Source organism: Butyrivibrio sp. (assembly GCF_024699075.1).
On the sequence record NZ_JAILQF010000390.1, the window covers coordinates 1 to 23,710 of the forward strand.

Annotated in this window: 18 protein-coding genes; 6 read left to right on the plus strand and 12 right to left on the minus strand. The window is 39.3% G+C overall.

What is annotated here, in order from left to right:
- Positions 1 to 390: 390 nt before the first annotated feature.
- Complete coding sequence (locus K6G87_RS15605) at positions 391 to 2,205, plus strand: carboxylesterase/lipase family protein (protein WP_296839304.1); 1,815 nt, start codon at positions 391 to 393, stop codon at positions 2,203 to 2,205.
- 120 nt (positions 2,206 to 2,325) lie between these two features.
- Here K6G87_RS15605 and K6G87_RS15610 read toward each other — a convergent pair whose 3' ends face one another.
- From K6G87_RS15610 to deoC, 4 genes are all read right to left on the minus strand, one after another.
- A complete protein-coding gene (locus K6G87_RS15610; RefSeq protein ID WP_296839306.1) occupies positions 2,326 to 4,002 on the minus strand; it encodes a DUF5722 domain-containing protein in 1,677 nt (558 codons plus the stop codon).
- A gap of 533 nt (positions 4,003 to 4,535) precedes the next feature.
- On the minus strand, positions 4,536 to 6,248 hold the full coding sequence (locus tag K6G87_RS15615) for a tetratricopeptide repeat protein (RefSeq protein ID WP_296839309.1): 1,713 nt from the start codon (positions 6,246 to 6,248) through the stop codon (positions 4,536 to 4,538).
- Positions 6,249 to 6,502: 254 nt separating this feature from the next.
- Positions 6,503 to 8,320, minus strand: coding sequence for an aminopeptidase P family protein (locus K6G87_RS15620; protein WP_296839311.1), 1,818 nt, complete (start codon positions 8,318 to 8,320; stop codon positions 6,503 to 6,505).
- An 88-nt stretch (positions 8,321 to 8,408) separates the two neighbouring features.
- Positions 8,409 to 9,068 carry a deoxyribose-phosphate aldolase gene (gene deoC, locus K6G87_RS15625; protein WP_296839315.1) on the minus strand — a complete coding sequence of 220 codons (660 nt, stop codon included), beginning with the start codon at positions 9,066 to 9,068 and terminating at the stop codon, positions 8,409 to 8,411.
- Positions 9,069 to 9,444: 376 nt separating this feature from the next.
- On the opposite strand from deoC, the gene K6G87_RS15630 reads away from it, so the two are divergent.
- Positions 9,445 to 10,818 (plus strand): citrate/2-methylcitrate synthase, encoded by a 1,374-nt coding sequence (locus K6G87_RS15630; protein WP_296839318.1) that lies wholly within the window; start codon positions 9,445 to 9,447, stop codon positions 10,816 to 10,818.
- A 225-nt stretch (positions 10,819 to 11,043) separates the two neighbouring features.
- Here K6G87_RS15630 and thrC read toward each other — a convergent pair whose 3' ends face one another.
- A complete protein-coding gene (gene thrC, locus K6G87_RS15635; RefSeq protein ID WP_296839320.1) occupies positions 11,044 to 12,531 on the minus strand; it encodes a threonine synthase in 1,488 nt (495 codons plus the stop codon).
- Between the two features lie 204 nt (positions 12,532 to 12,735).
- Between thrC and K6G87_RS15640 the strand changes: the two genes are divergently transcribed.
- From K6G87_RS15640 to K6G87_RS15650, 3 genes are all read left to right on the plus strand, one after another.
- Positions 12,736 to 13,575 (plus strand): hypothetical protein, encoded by an 840-nt coding sequence (locus tag K6G87_RS15640; RefSeq protein ID WP_296839321.1) that lies wholly within the window; start codon positions 12,736 to 12,738, stop codon positions 13,573 to 13,575.
- Positions 13,550 to 14,605 (plus strand): FAD:protein FMN transferase, encoded by a 1,056-nt coding sequence (locus tag K6G87_RS15645; RefSeq protein ID WP_296839324.1) that lies wholly within the window; start codon positions 13,550 to 13,552, stop codon positions 14,603 to 14,605. Before K6G87_RS15640 ends, K6G87_RS15645 begins: the two co-directional genes overlap by 26 nt.
- Before the next feature lie 128 nt (positions 14,606 to 14,733).
- Entirely contained in the window at positions 14,734 to 15,834 is a 1,101-nt protein-coding gene (locus tag K6G87_RS15650; protein WP_296839346.1) for an HD-GYP domain-containing protein, read from the plus strand.
- A 75-nt stretch (positions 15,835 to 15,909) separates the two neighbouring features.
- Here K6G87_RS15650 and K6G87_RS15655 read toward each other — a convergent pair whose 3' ends face one another.
- Genes K6G87_RS15655 through rsxC form a run of 6 tightly spaced genes read right to left on the minus strand, consistent with a single transcriptional unit; the run spans position 15,910 to position 21,094 of the window.
- On the minus strand, positions 15,910 to 16,707 hold the full coding sequence (locus tag K6G87_RS15655; protein WP_296839348.1) for an RnfABCDGE type electron transport complex subunit B: 798 nt from the start codon (positions 16,705 to 16,707) through the stop codon (positions 15,910 to 15,912).
- Positions 16,708 to 16,727: 20 nt separating this feature from the next.
- Positions 16,728 to 17,312: an electron transport complex protein RnfA gene (locus K6G87_RS15660; protein WP_296839350.1), complete on the minus strand. Its 585-nt coding sequence runs from the start codon at positions 17,310 to 17,312 to the stop codon at positions 16,728 to 16,730.
- The gene (gene rsxE, locus K6G87_RS15665; protein ID WP_296839351.1) at positions 17,309 to 18,145 is read right to left on the minus strand and encodes an electron transport complex subunit RsxE; all 837 of its coding nucleotides are present in this window, start codon (positions 18,143 to 18,145) and stop codon (positions 17,309 to 17,311) included. The genes K6G87_RS15660 and rsxE overlap by 4 nt, the downstream gene beginning before the upstream one ends.
- A gap of 1 nt (position 18,146) precedes the next feature.
- The gene (locus K6G87_RS15670) at positions 18,147 to 18,815 is read right to left on the minus strand and encodes an FMN-binding protein (RefSeq protein WP_296839354.1); all 669 of its coding nucleotides are present in this window, start codon (positions 18,813 to 18,815) and stop codon (positions 18,147 to 18,149) included.
- Complete coding sequence (locus tag K6G87_RS15675) at positions 18,812 to 19,762, minus strand: RnfABCDGE type electron transport complex subunit D (protein WP_296839355.1); 951 nt, start codon at positions 19,760 to 19,762, stop codon at positions 18,812 to 18,814. The genes K6G87_RS15670 and K6G87_RS15675 overlap by 4 nt, the downstream gene beginning before the upstream one ends.
- A gap of 12 nt (positions 19,763 to 19,774) precedes the next feature.
- Positions 19,775 to 21,094, minus strand: a complete 1,320-nt coding sequence (gene rsxC, locus K6G87_RS15680; protein ID WP_296839356.1) for an electron transport complex subunit RsxC — start codon at positions 21,092 to 21,094, stop codon at positions 19,775 to 19,777.
- Positions 21,095 to 21,449: 355 nt separating this feature from the next.
- Here rsxC and K6G87_RS15685 point away from each other — a divergent pair, with 355 nt between their 5' ends.
- Positions 21,450 to 22,631 carry a ribonuclease H-like domain-containing protein gene (locus K6G87_RS15685; RefSeq protein ID WP_296839358.1) on the plus strand — a complete coding sequence of 394 codons (1,182 nt, stop codon included), beginning with the start codon at positions 21,450 to 21,452 and terminating at the stop codon, positions 22,629 to 22,631.
- A 182-nt stretch (positions 22,632 to 22,813) separates the two neighbouring features.
- Here the strand turns inward: K6G87_RS15685 and K6G87_RS15690 are convergent, their stop codons facing one another.
- On the minus strand, positions 22,814 to 23,599 hold the full coding sequence (locus K6G87_RS15690; protein ID WP_296839360.1) for a CheR family methyltransferase: 786 nt from the start codon (positions 23,597 to 23,599) through the stop codon (positions 22,814 to 22,816).
- Positions 23,600 to 23,710: the final 111 nt, after the last annotated feature.

Genomic DNA, 23,710 nt, shown 5'->3' on the forward strand with positions numbered 1-23,710 from the left:
AATCATATGAGCCCATTCCGCTAAGGTACTCATTTACTCTATCAATCATCCATTCTACGGAATGTTTCCTTTTAGCCATAAAAAATCCCCCTAAAGGAGACTTTGGTTATTTCCATTGTCTACTTTAGGGGAATCATATCACACTCGCTCCGCTTTTTTATGCTCACCTTGTCTCTTATCTCTATATCTCTCCCGCCACAATTCGTATGATATACAAGGGACGGGAAATTGATAGTTCTTTTAGACCAGATCAAAATTTTATAAAAAGATAATAATATTAAGTGTGTACTATAGCCGAAATTAATGTAGAATGTTTGTGAATATTAAATTGCGTGCAATTAGTTTGAAGTGAATTTTCATGCACGATAATTCTTAATAAGGAGTATTTATATGTTATTCTATATCGGCGTAGTGCTTATAATGCTACTTTATATAGCAGTTTTGGAATTGTCCAAGAACATACTTGTCAGCTTTGCTATAAGTATTATTATTGCTGCTTTAATGGTATTTGCACGTATCAGATTAAAAAGTTCGAAAAATCTTACTATTAGAAATAGTCTTATTTTATGGGTCGTATTTTTTATAGCTTTATGCATCAATTATATTCTGACGGCTCCGCCTTACAAAAATGTACCGGCAGTCGACAATAAAAATCCTGATGTTACAGATGTTGTAAGTATCTCCCAGGGCGATCTTACGGGTGTTTATAACGAAGATCATTCTGTAAAGGTGTATGCCGGCATCCCTTATGCCAAAGCTCCTGTTGGTGAATTAAGATTCAAAGAGCCTCAGGCTCCTGATAGCTGGGAAGGTGTAAGAGCCTGTGATGAATTTGGTCCAATGGCTATGCAGACAAGGACCAATGCTCTTTATAACAGCCTTTCACATATTCTTGGATGGCATGATTATCAGATCAAGATAGGCGATGAATACTTAGAAGCAATGAGCGAAGATTGTCTGTATCTTAATGTCTTTGCACCTGAAAATCATGACGATGAGCCTCTTCCTGTTATCTTCTATATTCACGGTGGAAGTCTTACTACAGGCCAGCCATCTTATTCTGAATACAGAGGTGAGGATCTTGCCAAAAGGGGCGTTATCTTTGTAGATTTCGCTTATAGACTTGGAGTATTTGGATATTATACTGCAGATGACTTAAAAACAGAGTCTCAATATGGCACTACGGGTAACTATGGCCTGCTAGATCAGATTGCAGCACTTAAATGGGTATACAACAACATAGAAGCCTTTGGAGGTGATCCAGATGCTATAACCATAGCCGGAGAATCAGCCGGTGCATCAAGCGTTAATGCCATATGTGTATCTCCTCTTACAGACGGACTTTTCAGATATGCCATTGCAGAGTCCAGCGGTATAGTTGCTTATGAGCCTTATCACACCTTCAGAAGCTATGATGAAGCCATAGAACAGGGCGATATAGTAAGAGATGAATTCAATGTACAATCGTCTGATGAGCTTAGAAATATTCCCGCCGACAAGCTTGTAACCACAAGCTCAACGCAGTCAGCGATGACTATAGATGGCTATGCCATAACAGAGCAGCCCTATCTCACCTATGAAAAGGGAGAAAATCATGAAAAGGCACTTCTAAACGGATTTAATGCAAAAGAAGCTGACGCTTTCCTTCTTGGTACCAAAGCAACAAGTGAAAACTATGAATCCCTTCTTGCAGATGCTCTTGGACCATATGCTGCTGATATGGCAGCACTTGTTCCTGCAAACTCTCCTCAAAGGGATCAGCACTTTATAGTAGATGCTATGGGAGATGCCAAGGGAGCGCTCAACACCTGCTATTCTGCTTTATGGTTTTCCTATTCACATTATGTATGGAATAACTACCTGGTTGCTCAAAATATACCATGTTACGAATACTATTTTACTAAAACAAATAATATATTATCCAACTATCATGCAGGTGAGCTTCCATATGCGTATGGTAATCTTTGGAGACATCCAGGCCTCTATGATGAGGAGGATTATGCACTATCAGAGATAATGCAGCAGTACTGGGTGAACTTTGCAAAGACCGGTAATCCAAATGGAGAAGGTCTTCCCAAATGGCAGATGAGAACAGCCGGTCAAGACCAGCTACTCCAGCTTGATACAGAGATCAAAATGATCGACGATCCAAATGCAGAGTTATACAAGATAATTGACCTGTATCAGGAATCAACAATTTCATAAAAAACTCCTGCAGGGAAAACACTATACAAGCAACAATATAAGCCTACAGCACTTTCAAAGAAAAAAGCAGCTACAAATATTGTAGCTGCTTAAATTTACATGTATGTGTCTGCCAAAAGCTTAGCTGTCAAGTGACCAGCCGCTTCTTGTAAGGAGTATTCTGTTATCTACAAGATACTGAATATCCATACCAATTATATTAGATGCCTTGTCTATATATTCCTGCTGGTTAGCTGTTCCAAGTGCCTGATAGTAATAATATGCAGGCTTATGTGTTCCATCAAGGTTATTAAGACCAAGTGCAAGATTAGATTCCATCTCATGAGCATTGTCTGTCTGTCTGAACAGAAGGAATGCATCAATATCAGGATATGAAGCAGCCATCAGATAGCTGTATACAAGCGAAGCACTCTGATAATCTTCACCAAAGCTTGATGTGTAGCCCTGCTCTGCAAGTGAAATACTTCTAACTGTTCCATCAGGAGCAAGGAAGTCGCTCTGGTGCATATAGTCGATAAGGACATCAATATTCTGCATTGTGATGTAAGGAGTCTTAACGCTTCTGCTTACATACTGTGACTGACCCTTCCATGCGTATGGATCAAAAAGTGGTGAGTTGTAAGGATGGAATGAAAGGCCCCAGTTAATGTTACCTTCTCTTGTCATATAGTAATTGAAAGTATCAAGATAATCCTTACTAAGGAAACATCCAGGATTTGACTTACGGTTCCACTCCTGGTCAATTGAATTGTAGATATTAGCACTACCATTCATTGACTTGATACCATTGTAGAAAATACGGAATGCTTTAACATATGCATTAACGTTAGTATCAAGATCATCTGACTGGAGATAATACCACTCTGTTCTTGCATTAACTTCATTACCGATACACCAGTTATCAACCTGACCATGACCTGTCATGCCGGAATATCTCTCACCAAGGAATGCTGCAATAGCCTTAAGGTGCTTAGTTCCTGCTTCCTCTTCGGTATTGAATGCATATCCAGGGCACTCATGTCCGTCTCTTGAATCCGGATGAAGAAGATCAGCTGTATAAACAGACTGAATATCATCAGAATTAAGGATTACCATGGTAACCTGAAGTCCCATATCATTCCACTGTGATATGAGTGTGTCATAACTTGCTACAGTATGACCATTGAAATAATATGTAATTCCATCATATGTATATTCGATAGTAGGATATGCCGGATCGTCTGTAAGACCGCATACTGTTCCAAGATCAAAATTATAAATTATCTGCTGAAGACCAAGCTCTGTAAGCTCATAAGCATCTTCGATCTCAAGGTCTGCAAGAAGACCTTTTATACCATGATCATTACGTATAGATGAATATGCGGCTACAGCCTCAGGATTGGTAATATAATGCTCATCACTTACCTGAACATAACTTCCGCCCTGCTTAACAGCCACAAGAAACTTACGGCTAAGGTTTGAATCATCCGTATTAAGATTAAGAGGGAAAGTAAAAGTTACGCTCTTTGAAGAATCAGCAGTTGCTACTACCTTTCCTTCAGCGCCGTCTTCATAGACTTCATCACCATAAAGATAAAAAACTCCATCATCACTTGATGGAACAGACTTACATGATACCTCTGCAACAACATCAGTTCCCTGGATCGTAACAGAATTAATTGTTACCGGTCTTCCGGCAGCTTCAGCATCCATTGTGCCGTTCCAAAAGGAAATTCCCGAAACAACAATGGCTGCAATTATAGCCAAAGTTACTACTACAGCAGATCCAATAATTGTATTCCTGCTCTTCTTATTCATCAAATTCCTCCAGAAATAGTATTTTTAACACTCTCTTTACTATATCACGCAACAGCTTTTATGTGAAGACTCACAAAATCATCTTGTTATCATTTATATAGGTATAAAAAGGCCAATAGGATTTACGATATACTTTACAACCTATCACTTATAAAAAACATGATTAATAAAAAAGATGCCGACGACAAACGATGTTGTCGCCGGCAATGTCTTCTAGTTGTACCCGGTGATGTCGTTTCCTGCTTTTTGACTCCTAGCGAACGCCAGGTGGGTTACCGCAGCCTCAGTCGCTGTCTTCCTCTCCCTTAGCTTATCTGCGCACGCGCAGGGCCGGAGGCGTGACATTGAAGATGAGGAGATATAGGATTCCCGTTTAAAGTAACTGTAGGTTCAAAAACTGACAGGATTATCGAACATCTCAGGCGAACTCTTTCGAGTTCTTCTACCATCATTATATAATAGTTATCATAAATTGCAACTACATTTTCATAAAAATTCTGAAAATTTATTTTTTCATTCGATATTATGATAATTTAAAGATCAGATGGTGTTAAATCTCCAAGGTCATCATATGAATCATAAGTAATAACATATGTACATGTTGCATCTGAAAGCTCAACATCATCGACTTCCCATGCTTCTTTAAGCATTTCAGCAAATGTTGCCATATCAAGAGCCTCAACTTCTACTTCTTTACGAACAGGAGCAAATGTTTCTGTTTCAATATATAATGTCACCTGTGCTGTAACTTTAGTTACATCATCTCCAATACCGGTACCATAGAAGAATTCTCCATACTCAGCAAAGGCTTCTGCATCTCCTGCAGCATATGTTCCGGTTAACTTAAAGCATGTTTTCCCATCAATTTCATAAGTAGTATCATCTATCTCACAATCTGAAATAGTATCAAGCTCAAATACTATACCGGCTGAAAGTGAAAGGCCGTAATAACCAAACCTGCTACCACTGGTATCTTCTACCCAGGATCCATCATCTTCTTTAGAATTATATGTCTTATCTTCATAGTAAATCTGTGAAGTATGATCACCTATAAGGCTATCGCCATATTCATCATCTATTGTGTAATCAACAGTTGTATATGCCTGCTTAGCATCCTGATCGTCATATATGCCTTTGTACTCAGCCTCAAGCTCTGCAATAAAATCATAGCTTGCATTCTGAGATTCCGTAGACATTGTAAATTCCATGGTATTGCTGATAGTAGTACTCACATTAGGTGCTGCCATAAGGTAGTCATTTGCAGCCTCAAGAGCATCGTCTGCATCAGGAATAAGCTTTGGAGCTATCTCATCATCCATTCTGGTCTGGAAGCTGTCATCCCCTGTTGTCTTAAGTGCTGCCTGAGCATCTTCCATTGCAGTTTCATAATCTTCATTTTCGATATCAGCATCAATAATAGCATTATAAGCTGTAATAATACCATTTTTAGCTTCTTCGTTATCACTGTCTTCATCGAGGACTGTCTGGAATGCTGTTATAGCATTTTCATAGTCTCCTGAATCAAGATATCCATTTGCAGTTTCAAGATCTGCTGCTATCTGAGCTTCAAGCTTTGCTTTCTTTGCATCAGACTTTCCTGTCTTTGCATCCTCATTATCAGGATACTCTTCAAGGATTGTATCATAAGCAGCTATAGCTTCATCAAATGATCCGCTTTCAGTAAGCGCTTTTGCATCTGCAAGAGCATTACCAAGCTCTGATTTTTTGATTCCATCAAGAGCCTGCTTATTCTCTTCATCATATTCAAGTGCTTCCTGATAAAAAGCTATAGCTTTATCATAATTGCCTTCAGTATACTGTTCTTCACCGTCGGCAAGTGCATTTTCAAGACAATTGTTGCGGTACCATTTTAATCCAAAAAATCCGCCAACACCGCAGCCAATAAGTACTATAACCAAAATAATGGCTATGATAGCGCCTTTATGGCTCTTCTTTTTCTTAGGAGGTTCCTGCTGCATAGGCCCATTATAAAACTGAGGCTGTCCATAGCCCTGTCCTCCATATGAAGGCTGACCCTGCTGAGGCATGCCATATCCCTGCTGAGGATTTCCATATCCTTGTTGAGGATTGCCATAACCAGGCTGACCCTGCTGCCCTCCAAACTGTTGACCACCCTGATACTGCATCTGAGGCTGACCACTTTGTGTGATATTCACCTTGGAACCGCAGTAAGGGCAGAATGTGTTACCATCCTGAAACTCTTTTCCACAAACATTACAAATCATATAACTTTCCCTCCAAGCTTTTTTCAATACCCTCTCTTTTCTTATATGAAAAGAAATAAAACTTTTACCTACATATAAATTTATTTTTGCTGTCCACATTTATTAGAACAGTTTATTTAATTATTCAAACTTCGCACTATTTATACTATCTTATTCCTTGCAATTTTGATACCCTAAACAGAGAATAAAGGTTATCAGATTGCAAGGAGTAGTGCATATTATATATGCGAAGTTTGAATTGAATACAGATCAGATTACTTGCTTATAGGTCTTGTCTGCTCTTTAAGCCATTCTACGATAGCCTTATCCTCAATAAGAGGTGATACCTTTTCAAATACATCTTTGTGATAATTATTAAGAAGATCTATATCACGCTGCTGCATATACTGAGTATCAATTGCTTCAAGATCAATAGGTGCATAGGTAAGGAAATTAAATCCAAGGAACTGTCCGTCACCATTCTTGTTGCCTTCTACAACTTCAATGATATTCTCAAGACGGATTCCGTGGCTTCCTTCCTTATAAACACCTGGCTCATCAGAAACAATCATTCCCGGAACAAGCTCATATTCTTTGAGACCTTCACGATACTGCCAGCGAATGCTGTGAGGTCCTTCATGAACGTTAAGCATATATCCGATTCCGTGACCTGTACCACACTTGTAATCTATATCCATTGACCAAAGTGGCTCTCTGGCAAGAATATCAAGGTTTCTTCCTGTGCATCCCTTAAGGAACTTAGCATCTGCAAGATGAAGCATACCAAGACATGTACCAGTATAGTGCTTCTTGACCTCATCAGAGATTGGTCCAAGAACCATTGTTCTTGTAACATCAGTTGTTCCACCTTCATATGTTCCGCCTGAATCTACAAGAAGCATTCCTTCAGGCTTAACTTCAGCATAATCTGTTTCAGTTGCTTCATAATGCATCATTGCTGCATTAGAACCATAAGCACTGATTGTAGGGAATGAAAGCTCAATAAATCCAGGAAGCTCAGCACGCATAGAATCAAGCTTCATTGCTGCGCTGTACTCAGTCATAGGAATCTTACCAACATTGGTCTTAACCCAGTACATGAACTCGCAAAGCTTAGCACTATCGCGAAGATATACTTCACGGATATTTCTGATCTCAGTTTCATTCTTTATAGCCTTCATAAGCTCAGTCGGGTTATCCTTGTACACGAGCTTATCCTTACCGGCAGCTTCAAGAAGTGTTCTGTATGTTGAATAGTTGATGTTGTTCTTATCAACAAGTATATTTCCTGTATATTTTCTATTCTTAAGGAAGTCCATTACATCATGATATCCATGAATTGTAATACCGTTATCGCTGCAATAAGCTCTGATTTCATCTGTAAGCTCTTCTTCCTGTACGAAAAGGTGGAATTCATCCATAGTCATAAATGCATATGACAAAGCTACAGGATTGCATTCTACATCATTACCACGAAGGTTTGTAAGCCATGTGATATCATCGAGCTTACTAAGAAGATGGCTATCACACTTGTACTCAGACATCTTAGCGCGAACTTCAGCAAGCTTTTCCTTGAAACTCTTGCCAAAAAGCTCTTCCTTAAGCTTATATATTTCATGACAGGGAAGTGCCGGACGATCAGTCCAGACTTCATCAGCAAGATCTCTTTCATAGAAAAAAGATACTTCGTTATCTTCAAGGCTCTTCTCAAGTCCAAGACCTATAGCTGTAGCGATAACTCGTCCATCAAAGCCAAGAACCTGTCCCTTAGTCATATTGTCCTTAAGATATTCAGAAAGAGTAGGTACTCCTTCATTGCCCATACGATAAAGGGTTACGCCGGTTCCTTCTATCTCTTTTTCTGCCTGTATAAAATAACGGCCATCAGTCCAAAGACCTGCCCAGTCTTTGCTTACAACAACTGTTCCGTTTGAGCCTGTAAAGCCTGTAAAATACTCTCTTGCCTTAAAAAAGTCTGCTGCATACTCGGAATTATGAAAATCCGAAGTCGGCATCATGTAGTAGTCTATTCCATACTCCTGCATTTTCGCACGAAGAAGGGACAGACGATTCTTCACTGCCACATTTTCCATTTTGGGTCCTTCTTTCACTATATAAATTTCAAGTGCCATAAGCCTTAATAAGCACCCATGACACCGATTATCAATAACTCTTTGGCTATTACATATTGTATTTAGCGCCAATAAGAGGAGCTACTGCAGATGAACCAAGACGTGAAGCACCTGCTTCGATCATTGCCTTAGCATCTTCTATAGTTCTGATTCCGCCTGCTGCCTTGATCTTAACATCAGGTCCGATATTTTCTGCAAAGAGCTTAACGTCTTCTACTGTTGCACCAGCAGTTCCAAATCCTGTTGAAGTCTTGATAAAATCAGCCTTAACTTCAGTTACGATCTGGCACAGACGCTTTTTCTCATCATCTGTGAGATAGCATGTCTCAATGATAACTTTAAGGCAGTGACCTTCTGTAGCCTTACGGATCTCCATAAGTTCCTTTTTGACTTCATCAAAACGGCCATCCTTAACATCACCGATATTAACAACTGTATCGATTTCCTTAGCACCTGCTTCGATAGAATCAAGAGCCTCTACAACTTTAGAATGTGTTGTATTGTATCCAAGAGGGAAGCCGATAACTGTACATACAGTAAGCTTATCTCCATACTTCTCATTTACTCTCTTTATAAATGACTGTGGGATACATACAGATGCTGTGCCATAGCGAACAGCATCGTCGCAAAGGGCTACGATCTCATCCCAGGTTGCAAATGCCTTGAGAAGTGTATGATCGATATATCCAAGTATCTCCTTATCTTCCATGTTCAATACCTCCAAAATATGAATAAATCTTTTAACCATACGATTATAACACATGGACTCAATAATAACACCACTTTGATGTTATAATCCGCACATCTTTTTTGACCCTATTTAATTGTATATATGTAAGTCTATGCATCATTTTTTCCACATATCGTTTCTACGGCATAAGCTTACAAATGCCAGATTAATACAATGTTAATGGACTTATTATTTTTATGGGAATAATTCTAAAAAGTTTATATAATTGCATAAAAATACGAGTTTTTGTGGTAAAATATAGTTGTTTCTATTTATGAATTGTTTTTTTAACAATCCATTTTCTCATTTTTTCCAACATATTCGTGAGAATATTTATCTGTAAGGAGGACGGCTATTGACAGAAGAAAAGAACGTATATTCAATTGTAACCCCGCAAATCGAACAACTGGCAGAACTATGCCATAAATCTGATATTATCGATTCTGAGCTTTATACAAGATTCGATGTAAAAAGAGGACTGCGTGACCTTAATGGTAAAGGTGTTCTCACTGGACTTACGCACGTATCCAAGATCACAGCCACTAAAGAGGTCGACGGTCAGACAATTCCTGAAGACGGTGAACTCTACTATAGAGGCATCAACGTCAAAGATCTCATAAAAGGAAGTACTTCAGAGCACCGCTTTGCCTTTGAAGAAGTGGCTTATCTTCTTTTGTTTGGACAGCTTCCAAACAAAAAAGAACTTAATGATTTCAAGGAAGCCCTCTTTTTCTATAGAAGCCTTCCTACTGGATTTGTGCGCGATATTATAATGAAAGCGCCGAGTAAAGACATGATGAACACTCTTTCAAGATCAGTCCTTACTCTTTATTCCTATGATGATAATCCGGATGACACATCACTTCCCAATGTACTTAGACAGTGCATGTCTCTTATAGCTCTTTTTCCAGAGCTTGCAATATATGGATATCAGGCTTACAACCACTATCACGAAGGCAATTCGCTCTTTATCCATACGCCAAGAACTGATCTTTCAACTGCTGAGAATATTCTGTATCTGTTAAGACCGGATTGTCAGTATACTGAGCTTGAAGCCAAGATTCTTGATATATGCCTTATACTTCATATGGAACATGGCGGTGGTAATAACTCAAGTTTTACTACTCATCTTCTCTCATCATCACTTACAGATACTTATTCTGTAATGGCTGCTGCTATCGGTTCCTTAAAGGGTCCCCGCCATGGTGGTGCCAATATCAAGGTTGTAAGAATGTTTGAAGATATGGAGAACAATCTAGGTGACTGGGCTGATGATGATCAGGTAAGAGATTATCTTGTAAGACTCCTTGATGGCAAGGCATTTGATAATGCAGGTCTTATATATGGTGTAGGCCACGCCATCTATTCAAAATCTGATCCAAGAGCCCAGATATTCAAGGGTTTTGTAGAACAGATGGCTCACGAGAAGGGCTACGATAAGGAATATGCCCTTTACGACAAGGTTGCAACCCTTGCTCCGCAGATAATTGCTGAAAAGAGACGTATGTACAAAGGTGTAAGTGTCAACGTCGATTTCTATTCAGGATTTGTATATAAGATGCTGGGTCTTCCGCTCGAGCTATATACTCCGCTCTTTGCTATGGCTCGTATCGTAGGCTGGAGTGCTCACCGTATGGAAGAACTTGCCAATAATGGTAAGATCATCCGTCCTGCTTACAAAGCTATCGGTCCGGATATGCCTTATATACCGATGAACAAGAGAGTCTGATCTTTAATTTATTACATAAAAAAGACTTCCCAAATTTCTTTTGGGAAGTCTTTTTTATCGTTATTAATGTCTTAGTTAGCGCCTTTATAAAGTCTTTGCTAATGCGTTTATTGATGTCTTAGTTACTGTCTTTACAAATGACTTAACTAATGAATATTTTTTTATAATATTGTCAAGATATCCCCACCACCTAAAGGTGGAAGGTTATCCTGATCTTTTTATACATTACATATTAAGAAAGTTCTTTACAGCTTTCTCCATATCAGCTACTTCTACTACAGTATTATGACGTATAGGTGCATTTCTTATAGAAGATACAGCTTCAGGAATCTCAAGTCCTGCCTTTGCAGCAAGCTGATCTGCAAGCTTAAAATCATCTTCATCTGTAGCATTGTCTATTGAGCCAAGGACCGCTCTTGTGAACTTGAAAGGACTTGCAGTAGAAGCGATAACTGTAACTGTATTATCATTTGTATCTTTTTTATACTGATCATATACATGGCTTGCAACAGCTGTATGTGTATCAATTACGTAGCCTGTAGATTTATAGAGGCTTGAGATTGCTTCTTTAGTCTCATCTTCTGTAGCAAATCCGCCATAGAAGTCAGCAAGCTTTTCTTTCATATCATCTGTGATATCATACTTACCAGTCTTTGCAAGGTTGTTCATATATTCTGCATCTTTTTTGGCATCATCACCTGCAATGTGATAGATAAGTCTTTCAAGATTGGAAGAGATAAGTATGTCCATTGAAGGAGAGCTTGTAAGAACAAATTCTCTGTTTCTGTCATAGCTTCCTGTCTTGAAGAAATCATACAAAACTTTATTGGAGTTACTTGCGCATACAAGCTTTGCGATAGGAAGTCCCATCTTCTTGGCATAATAAGCTGCAAGAATATTACCAAAGTTACCTGTAGGAACTACAACATTGATAGGATCTCCATCAGCGATCCTTCCATTTGCAAGAAGTCTTGTATAAGCATAAACATAATATACAATCTGAGGAACAAGACGTCCTATATTGATTGAATTAGCTGAAGAGAACTGGTATCCTGCCTTATCCATTTCTCCTGCAAGTACACTATCAGTAAAGAGCTTCTTAACTCCTGTCTGAGCATCGTCAAAGTTACCTTCAATACCGACAACACATGTGTTATCACCTGTCTGTGTTACCATCTGCTTTTCCTGAATAGGAGATACACCATGCTTAGGATAGAATACGATGATCTTGGTTCCTGGAACATCAGCAAAACCTGCAAGAGCAGCTTTACCTGTATCACCACTTGTAGCTGTAAGAATTACTATGTCATTCTTGACATTATTCTTTTTGGCAGCTGTTGTCATAAGGTAAGGAAGAATTGAAAGAGCCATATCCTTGAAAGCAATAGTACGTCCATGGTAAAGCTCAAGATAATATGCACCGCCAGCTTCTGTAAGTGGTGCTATCTCATTAGTATCGAACTTGGAATCATAAGCATGTTCAATACAATACATAAGCTCTTCTTTAGTATAGTCTGTGAGCATCAGCTTCATTACTTCATAAGCTGTCTGCTGATAATTCATCTCGGAGATCTCTTTAAGTGTCTTATCGAGATGTGGAATATGATCAGGTACAAAAAGTCCTCCATCTGGAGCCAGTCCTCTAAGAACCGCTTCTGATGCCTTAACCTTAAGATCTGCACCTCTTGTACTTGAATAGATTACATCTGCCATGGATATTGCCTCCCTGTAAGTGGTAAATATAAATGTGATATAATAAACTTAATTTAACTTTAATGCACATTGTACCATACATTAGTTGCCTAAGGAAACAAGCAATTCAAACAATAAATGTATAATTATGCATCATTTTGCCATTAATATTGCATATAAACGGAACTCTTTTCCCTGGATTTAGCACAAGACATGAGGTTACTTATGGAGAATCTCACTACTTTGGCCGGTGTAAATGCCGCAGTTCGTAAGAATGGATCCACCTATTACAGAGCTTCAATAACTCACAAGGGCAAGCATATTGCTCTTGGTTCTTATGACAATCCCTTAATAGCTCATGCTGCATATCTTGAAGCAAGAGGCATCATAGAAAACAGTGCCTGGGAGCTTAAAAACTGGAAAAAAGACTATGCACTCACTTTCCAAAAATGCGTTATCCTTGTAAATTACCGAGACCAGGGCGTGTATATAGGAACTCCTATTCTTTTGAAAAAAGGTTTTTTCCTATATTATCTTTCATATAATGATATCCTGACATTTGATATAGACGACCTGTTCTACTATTCATCCCATTCCATAATGCGAAGGGGCACGCACCTTTTCGTGGCAGACTATGGAAGTCAGATAAGTATTCTCAGCAGATACAATATTCCTGCATACGGGGTTGCAGGCCGCGACTACAGATTCATAAATGGAGATTCGTCTGATCTAAGATATCAGAACATCGAGATCATAAACAGATACCGCGGCGTGCGCATGTATACTGAAAAAGGTTTTCAGCGCTACAAAGCTGTGATCCATATAAAAAGTTCTTATGTTATAGGCCGTTATAATACCGAATACGAGGCTGCCATAGCCTACAATAAAGCTGCAGATATCCTTACAAAAAAAGGAATTAATAAAAAATATGAACTCAACTATATTGAAGATTTAAGTCCTAAGGACTATGCTGATATTTATACGCGTGTTAAAATATCAGAGCGTATATTAAAATATTCAGAAACGGAAATCAAAAGAAATGTCAAAAAACAAGTATCAATCTAAACAGGACCGTAAGCATCGTGTATTTGCAATTATCGCAGTAGTAATAATCGCAGCAATGATCGCTTCTCTCCTACTTGCAGGTCTGACAGGATGCGGTTTGCAGACCGCGTCCGCATCGGACTACATTGACAGAACTTCATTTTATTTTGACACCGTTATAAACATACGCATCTATGACAACCAGGACGAAAGCATCCTCGATGGCTGTATGGAACTAGCTAGCAAGTATGATTCTCTTCTTTCTGCAAACACCAAAGATTCTGATATATGGAACATCAATCATTCTGATGGTTCTCCTGTCACAGTAGATCCGGATACTATTTCCCTTCTAGATACAGCTTTATATTATGCAGAGCTTTCAGATGGAGCCTTTAATCCCTGCCTTGGAAGTGTAATATCTTTATGGGACTTCACTTCAGAAGATGAACAAGACCATGTGGTTCCTGATAGTGAAAGCATTGAAGAAGCGCTTATGCATACAGATTATAATTCTATTATTATAGATAGTGACAACCTTAGTGTAACTCTCTCAGACCCTGATGCCAAGATAGATCTTGGCGCCATAGCAAAGGGTTTTATTGCTGATAAGATAAAAGATTATCTTGTTGATAACAACGTGCACTCCGCAATAATAAACCTTGGAGGTAACGCGCTTCTTGTTGGTGCCAAAACAGATGATTCATCCTTTACTGTAGGAATCGAAAAGCCTTTCTCAGGATCCGGAGAATATATTACTACTGTTTCAGCAACTGATAAATCTGTTGTAACATCCGGAATCTATGAAAGATATTTTGAACTTGATGGTACAATCTATCACCATCTAATAGATCCAAGTACCGGTTATCCTACTCAGAATTCTCTCTACAGTGTAACTATAATTTCAGATAATTCTGTTGACGGAGACGCTCTTTCAACCGCATGCTTTGTTTTAGGTCCTGAAGAAGGAATGAAGCTTATCGAATCTCTTGATGGAATCGAAGCAGCCTTTGTTTATAACGACTATAGCATTGAATATAGCGAGGGCTTTTAAAGCTTCTTATATTTAGGTATCAGTATATTTGCAAGGCTTTATATTTGCAGAGCTACTTATATAGTGATAAGATGGTATTGTGGGTATTAATATACGTTATTGCGATACGTGTCCAGCGGAGGATTACGATGCGATTTGTACAAATCGATAAATTAAAGCCGGGAATGCGTCTAGCCCGCCCCGTCTATTCAAGAAATGGTATTCTTCTATACGATCGTAATTCTAAGATCAATGAATCCGGAATTGCCAGTATCCGTAATTTCGGTCTAATGGGCATGTTCATTTTAGAGCCGGCTGAACCGGTACCTCCTATGACTCAGGCTGATATAGATTTTGAACGATTCCAGACTATGAACGTTTATGCCATTAAACAGGAGCTTGAAACAATTGTTTCCAAGGAAACCCTGTCCAAAACCCAGTTCATAGTTGCTGACATAATTCAAAACTACGGCCATCTTAAAAACAAGATCAATTTCAGCCAGGATTTAAGGACCAAGGAAGATCACATATTCAGACATACACTAAGTGTTGCCATGCTCTGCGCTATGATATCAAACAAACTTCATACATCTCCTATCGATCAGATGAAGGTTGTAACAGCAGCAGTCCTTCATGAACTTGGCAAGATTATATTCATTACAGAGAATCCAAGTACTAATGGAGAATCTTCTGATACACCTGAATCCTATATAGGCAAAGGCTTCACAATGCTTGAAAGCTTATATGCTGATAATCCAGACATCAAGCGAATATGCCTTCAGGCCCATAATGGAAAGCAAAAGCCCAATCCCAATGCAGTTCTTGGCGCCAAGATACTTCTTGTAGCTAATGCTTATGACAGAATGACTGCCATGAATAACTTGGGAGAACCAGCTTCTGAAGTTATGGCTGTCCGTACTCTTATTCATGAAAATATTTTTGACAAGCAGATAGTAGATGCCCTTATAGACAGCGTAAATATTCTCTCCTGTGGCGTAACAGTTGAGCTGAATAATCACGAGAAAGCTCTAGTACTTTCTGAAAACAGAGATGATATTTTCAGACCTACTATTCTCACTTTTAAAGATAACTCAATAATAGACCTTTCAGACTGGCACAACAGAGATATAGAGATTACTGATGTTCAAAAGACGATGGATAACAGATATGTATTCGATATTACTACTATATCTCAATGCGGCTTCGAAGCAGAGATGCCAGACTTTGTAGAAGTTCCGCTTACAACTTAGCCCATAACTATGCAGCTACAGATAACAAAAAGCCCTTGCTTCCATTTTAGAAGCAAGGGCTCATTTAATGCTTTATCAGCTGATCTTTTCAATTGCTTTCTTAGGACACTTTGATGCACAAAGTCCGCAATGTGTACATTTAGACTGGTCTATATGTGCTACATTGTTCTCGATAGTAATAGCACCTACCGGACAGTTCTTCTCACAAATATGACAGGAAATACATCCTACCTTACAATACTTGTTAACTTTCTGGCCGGGATCCTGTGATTTACATCTTACAACTTCTGTAGCGCTGTAAGGAATCAGGTCTATAAGGTGACGTGGGCAGATATCTATACATTTGCCACAAGCCTTACATTTGTCCTTATCTACAACTGCTACTCCATTTACAATATGAATAGCATCGAACTGACATACAGATACGCAGGAACCTCCCCCAAGACATCCATATGTACAGGTTTTAGGTCCGTTACCAGGAAGCTGGTTGATAACTCTACAATCCTGAGCTCCTGAATACTCATACTGCCTTGTTGCAAGTTCACAGTCACCATTACAGTGAACATATGCTACTTCTTTTTCAGTATCTCCTGCTTCAACACCCATTATCTCAGATATAAGTGCTGCAACCGGTGCGCCACCAACTGGGCACTGATTAACAGGAGCTTCCCCTTTAGCGATAGCAGCTGCACATCCTGAGCATCCGGGATATCCGCATCCACCGCAGTTATTGCCAGGGAGGACATCCAGAACAGCAGCCTCTTTTTCATCTACATCTACGTGGAGTTTGATGTTGGCATAACCCAGAATCAGACCTATCAGGATTCCGCAGCCAGCAACAACAGCCACCGCGATCAATATTCCATTTAACATAGTTTCTCCTTCCAAGTCGCTCAGCGAAGCACTGAGAATCCTGTGAATGCAATTGCCATAAGTCCTGCCGTAATAACTACAATCGGAGTGCCCTTCCAAGATTCAGGAATATCATTGTATTCCATCTTCTCACGAAGACCTGCCAGAATCGTAATGGAAATGGTAAATCCGACTGCTGTTGCAAATCCATTCACTATACTCTCGAGAATATTGTACTCGTTAGTTACATTAAGAAGTGCAACACCAAGAACTGCACAGTTTGTTGTTATAAGAGGAAGATATACACCAAGGGACTCGTATAAAGGCTTAACGAATTTCTTGAGGAACATCTCAACAAACTGAACCAGCATGGCAATGATAAGGATAAATACTATTGTATTAAGATATACAAGATCCAGTGGAACAAGTATAAACTTGTACAAAAGTCCGCACACTGCAGATGCAAGAGTTATTACGAATATTATAGCTCCGCCCATACCGGCTGCACTTGAAACTTTCTTGGATACGCCAAGGAAGGGACACAGTCCAAGGAACTGTGATAATACAACGTTATTGATCAGGGAGGACATGATCAGTATGCCTATAAGCTGACTTACTACATTCATTTGTCATCTTCCTCCTTTTTGTCATCTTTTTTCACTTCTTTAGAATCTTCTTTCTTGGAAGCTTCTGCCTTATCATCTTTATTCAGATCTTCCTTTTTGGGAAGTTCCATATCAACATCAAAGCATCCGCCGCTTCCAAACTTTGAAACATCTTTGCCTTTTTCGGCACGTTTTCTCTTGATCCTGTTCATTGTAGCCATCAAAGCTCCAAGAACGAAGAATGCACCTGCCTGAAGGACAAATATACTAATAGGAGTATACATTCCAAAGAATGAACCAATAGGTCCGGGAATTACAGTTCCTTCTCCAAGAAGCTGAATTCCAAAAGCTGTTCCTGCACCGATAAGCTCACGTACAAGACCTATGATTGTAATAGAACAGGTAAAACCAAGTCCCATTCCAAGTCCGTCAAAAAGAGCCGGTACAGCACCGTGCTTGCTTGCATAAGACTCGGCACGTCCGAATATTATACAGTTAACAACGATAAGCGGAATATAAACACCAAGTGCTTCATTAAGTGCAGGAAGATAAGCCTGCATCAAAAGATCTACCAGTGTAACGAATGAAGCAATAACTACTATAAATGATGGAATTCTTACTGTATCCGGAATGACTTTTCTAAGAAGTGATATAACCAGGTTAGAAAGAGCCAGTACAAATGTTGTAGCAAGTCCCATCGAAAGACCGTTAATGGCAGAAGTTGTAACAGCAAGTGTAGGACACATACCAAGTACAAGAACTGTTGTCGGGTTCTCTACAACTATACCATTTAAAAATCTCTCAAGCGGTGAATCTGCAGGAAGCCCAAGAGCGCCTTTTCTCTTTTCACTCATATTACTGACCTCCTTTCAGAACGTTTGTATAGTACAAAAGGCCAGCGTTTACACCATTTGTAACTGCTTTAGAAGTGATAGTTGCACCTGATATTGCTTCAAGAGATGTATCTGTCTCACTTGTCTTACCAGTTCCGTCCTTAACTACTGAATATGTTACAGTTGCATCGATTCCGCCATCTACTGTAAGCTGTGGCACAAGCACCTTCTCAGCGTTCATTCCAAGACCCGGAGTCTCGCTTATAGATATAAGAGATATTCCGTTAAGAACACCATCTGTTGTAATACCCATTGAGAACTGGATATCGTCGTTGTAACCTTTAGTAGTGATCTGAATGATGTAGCCGATAACATTACCGCTTTCATCATATGCTTCTATAACAGAATCAATTGTTACACCTGAATAATCAGATGATCCGTTTATAACTGAAGCTGCTGCTGCACTATCAACTATATTATCCTCGCCAAAAGAGCTTGCGCTTGCAAATACAGCTTTGTTGGCATTTTCAACCTTAAGCGCATTCTGATAAGCTATTGGATCTTTTGTGATCTGATATACAAGTCCAAGAAGAACTCCTGCAATCAAAGTGATCACGAAGAGGATAAGCGCATTTTTGATCATATCGCCTGTCTCATTTTTCTTCTGGACGGCTGTCTGTTCATTACTCATGCCTGCACCTCCTTCTTACGTGATTTCTTCGGAATACCAAAAGCTCTTGGAAGTGTCCATCTTTCAATAAGTGGAACGAGAAGGTTTCCAATTATGATCGCATAAGAAACACCCTCTGCACCTGAACCGAAGATTCTGAATATTCCGGTAAGAAGTCCAAGGACTATACCATAAATATATTTTCCTACATTAGTGATAGGGCTTGTTACATAATCTGTAGCCATGAAGAATGCACCAAGCATAAGACCACCACCTGCAAGCTGTGCAGAAAGATATGCAGGATTCCATCCGCGTCCTCCGAAGATCACAACGAAGATTGCGAATGATACAATGTATGATCCCGGTATTCTTAAATCAATGACACCTGCCATAATAAGAATACAAGCGCCTACTACAATAGCGATCATTGATGTCTCACCAATAACACCACCTGTAAATCCCTGGATCATCTTCATTACATCAACTTCCTCTCCTGCCTTTAATGCTGCAAGAGGAGTTGCACCTGTATAGGTATCTGTAACAAAGTCGGTCATGAGTCTCGGAAATGAGATAACAAGAAAACATCTTGCACCCAGAGCCGGATTCATAAAGTTCTGTCCAAGTCCTCCAAAAAGCTCTTTGACTACCACAATTGCAAATATACCGCCAATTATAGGAAGCCAGAAAGGAGCAGTACTTGGAATATTGAGTCCAATAAGAAGACCTGTAACAACAGCTGAAAGGTCTCCTATTGTATTTTCTTTGTGCATCAGTTTCTCATAAATATATTCTGTTGCCACTGTAGTAGCTATGGAAAGTAGTATGAGAACCAGCGCATAAAAACCAAAATTGAATACGCCAAACGCAGCCGGAACGCACAGACCTATGATTACCCAAAGCATGATATTGGTAGTCGTAGAGCCGCTCCTGACATGCGGATTGGACGACACATTTCTAAATTCGCTCATTTTGTCCTCCCCTTATTTCTTCTTGCGATTAGCAAGCTGTATTTTGCGCATGCCTTTTATAAGCTGTGTCAAGTGACGATGTGCCGGACATATAAATGAACAGCATCCACATTCGCAGCATTCCATTCCATACTCTTTAAGGAATCTCTCTGTCTGTCCATGCTCTACAGCATCAGCAAGATTCTTGGGTATAAGCTGTTCAGGACAAGCCTCTACGCAGCGTGCACAGTTAATGCAGGCTGTTGGTTCCATTGCAGAAACCGCATCTTCTGTAAGGCACGTAAGAGCTGATGCAGTCTTGGTTGTAGGTACCTCAGTATCCCATACGGCAAATCCCATCATAGGACCACCTGATATGATCTTCTGAGGCGTCTTATAAAATCCGCCTGCATCATCTAAAAGTTCCTGATAACTTGTTCCTATCCTTACCTTGTAGTTACAAGGATCCTTGATAGCATCACCTGTTATGGTAACGATTCTCTCCATAAGAGGTCGCCCCTCTGTTACAGCACGGTAGATAGCACAAAGAGTATCAGTATTATCTACGATACATCCTGCATCTGCAGGAAGCATTGAAGAATTGATACTTCTTCCTGTGCAAGCATAGATAAGCATACGCTCAGCACCCTGTGGATACTTGGTCTGAAGCTGCTTAACTTCAATCTTGGGCTCATCTTTTGTAAGCTCACGAAGCTTCTTTATAGCTTCAGGCTTGTTATCCTCAACTGCAAGAATACCTCTTGCATTAGGGAAAAGAGATACCGCAATCTTAAGTCCGCCGATAATAAGCTCAGGCTCTTCGATCATACGACGATAATCTGATGTGAGATAAGGCTCACACTCAGAGCAGTTAGCTATTACGTATTCAATTTTATCGGGTTCTTTTGGAGATAATTTGACAGCAGTGGGGAATCCCGCACCGCCCATTCCGACAACCCCGGCCTCTCTGACAGCTGCTACTATTTCTTCGCTTGTCATCTCCTCAAGAGGTTTTACTTCGGGCCATTCTACTTCTTCATAGAGTCCATCGTTTTCTACGATGATACTGTTACACATGCCGCCGGTCGCAAGTCTTCTTGGCTCAATCGCCTTTACGGTTCCTGATACGGTCGCGTAGATCGGCGCAGATACAAAGCCGGAAGCCTCTGCAATTTTCTGCCCGGTCAGGACATGGTCACCAACTGCCACAATTGGGGATGCAGGCGCTCCGATATGCTGTGATAACGGATATACAAGATCACCCTTAGGCAGAACACTTTTGATGGGTTTGTCCATAGTAAGCTCTTTGCCTTCATATGGATGGACTCCCCCTACGAACGTTAGTCGTGCCATTTCCTACCCTTCTTTCTGATGTTTTATCAGTGCCTCCAATACTGTTATATACAAAAAGAAAACCTCCCATTTAGATTGTTTTAGTTCTTGTATTTACTAACAGCATCACATTATTATTTTACGACTTCTACTATAAAAATTCCATATATTCATTTTGATATTTTGATGAATTCTCGGCATTTTTTATATCGTTATGATATTTATCAAAAAATCATTTGGCAAAATAGTTAGCAGATGCTAATGCATACCCACCTTTAATATGCTAAAATAATTTGATATAGTGAAATAGCTGATATTATGAAATATCTGATATTATGAAATTTCTGATATAGTAACATTTCCAGAGGATGATCAAATGATAATAATACAAAAAGAAATACCTTTTAAACCAACTACTCTCACACCATATCCTATAGAAAAGATTGTTTCAAAGCCTGAGACAGCTCTTTTTATAGATATAGAAACAACAGGTTTTTCTGCAAAGACTTCAAAATTATATCTTATAGGATGTGCCTATTATGAGGCTGATTCCTGGCACCTTGCCCAGTGGTTCGCTGACAAAAAGGACGACGAAGAAGAAATACTTAACGCATTCCTTATGTTTGCATCAACCTATGATACCCTTATCCACTTTAATGGCAACAGGTTTGATCTGCCTTATATAAAAGCAAAATGTGAACACTACGGCATTGTAGACTTATTAGATAATATGCATTCAATTGATATATATAAGCTCATATCTCCTTATAAGGACGTACTTGGTCTTGAGAACTGCAAGCAAAAGACTATAGAACAGTTCCTCAATATAAACCGTGACGACCTTTTCAACGGAGGACAGCTTATCGAGATATACGAAAAATATCTGGATAATAAAAATGATGAGCTATACGGGCTTCTCATCCTTCATAACGAGGATGATGTTAAGGGTATGGCCGAGCTTCTTCCTATACTGTATTATTACGATTTCTTTGAAAGCATTCGAAATACTCCTGCGCTTCATATGAGAACAGATGCTCCTCAGTCAGAATTGTCTGACCGTCTGCCTCTTCGTGCTGTAAAAGTGCAGGCCAATTATTATACAGATATGGATGGCAAAGACAAGAAAGAGATATTCATGAAGCTCGCAATCCCATATGAACTGCCTATCCCATTTAAATGTAACCTTGACGGTTCATTCCTTCAGGTAGAGGGAAATCATGCAGCTCTTAGAATACCGCTATATGAAGAAGAGCTTAAATATTTCTATTCCAATTACAAGGATTATTATTATCTTCCTGATGAGGATCAGGCTCTTCATAAGTCTGTAGCAACATTTGTTGACAGATCTCATAGAGAAAAAGCAAAAGCAGAAAACTGCTATACAAGAAAACCAGGACAATATTTAAGACAATGGGATCTTGTGTTTACGCCATTCTTTAAGCATGAATACAAAGAGCACGCAATGTACTTCGAGCTGACAGACTATATCAAGACCAACAGGTCAGCAATGAGTCTTTATGCCTGCCATGTACTAGGGCACCTGTTCGGCCAGGACTGATACACATGCAAATCCTAATACTTATGCGCATGTAATTATCAGAGATATTGCGCACGCAACTGGTAATCACCTATAAAACTTTAAATATGCAATAGAAAAGCTCCGGATAACCGGAGCTTTTCTATTGCAGAGGAAAAAATTAGTTGATGCAATTACAGTTCGATGTTCAGCTCGAACTGTATTTAAGTCTTTGGTTTCTCGTAATAGAACGAATTCTTTCTTACAAATCCAATATCCTTATAGTTAATTATCTGCTCTGTAGCACCGATGAAGAGGATTCCTCCCGGTGAAAGAGAGTCATAATATTTTCTGAAGGTCTCATCCTTAGCTTCTTCTGTGAAGTAGATAAGAACGTTACGACATACGATAAGGTGATAATCCTTTGGATACGGGTCTCTTAAAAGATCTGCCTGTTTGAAAGTTACACGGCTCTTGATCTCATTGGAAATAGTGACTGTACCATCTGCATTCTTGGTAAAATACTTATCTTTAAGATCCTTAGGAACACCTGAAATTTCCTTTTCTGCATATATTCCAAGTTTAGCCTTGGCGATCGCAACTGAGTCGAGGTCTGTTGCAAGAATATTGATCTGATTAAGTGGAACATGACGTGATAAGAGCATTACAATAGTATAAGGCTCGTCACCTGTTGAGCACGCAGCGCTCCATATCTTTAAGTTCTTACCAAACTTGCCCATAAGTTCAGGAACCATCTCTTTGTCCATGAGAGCCCATTGGTCAGGATTACGGAAGAATTCGGATACGTTTATGGTAAGATAAGTAACAAATGCATGAAGAACTTCCTTATCTTTCTTGATCATATCCATGAATTGATCGTACCCTGTTACAGAATACTTGCCGATAAGGGTATCTATACGACGTTTCATCTGTTTTTCCTTATAGGCGTTCAGATCTATCTTGGTCAAGTCGTAAACTGCCTTTTTAAACCACTCATAATCGTAAGCCATGTACTTGTAACCTCCACAATATTTATTAGTATACTTATAAAATTCAAGTATATAGGTACTCCATTAAGAATATCGGACAGTATTACAAAAAGATTAACCGTATTTATGTAA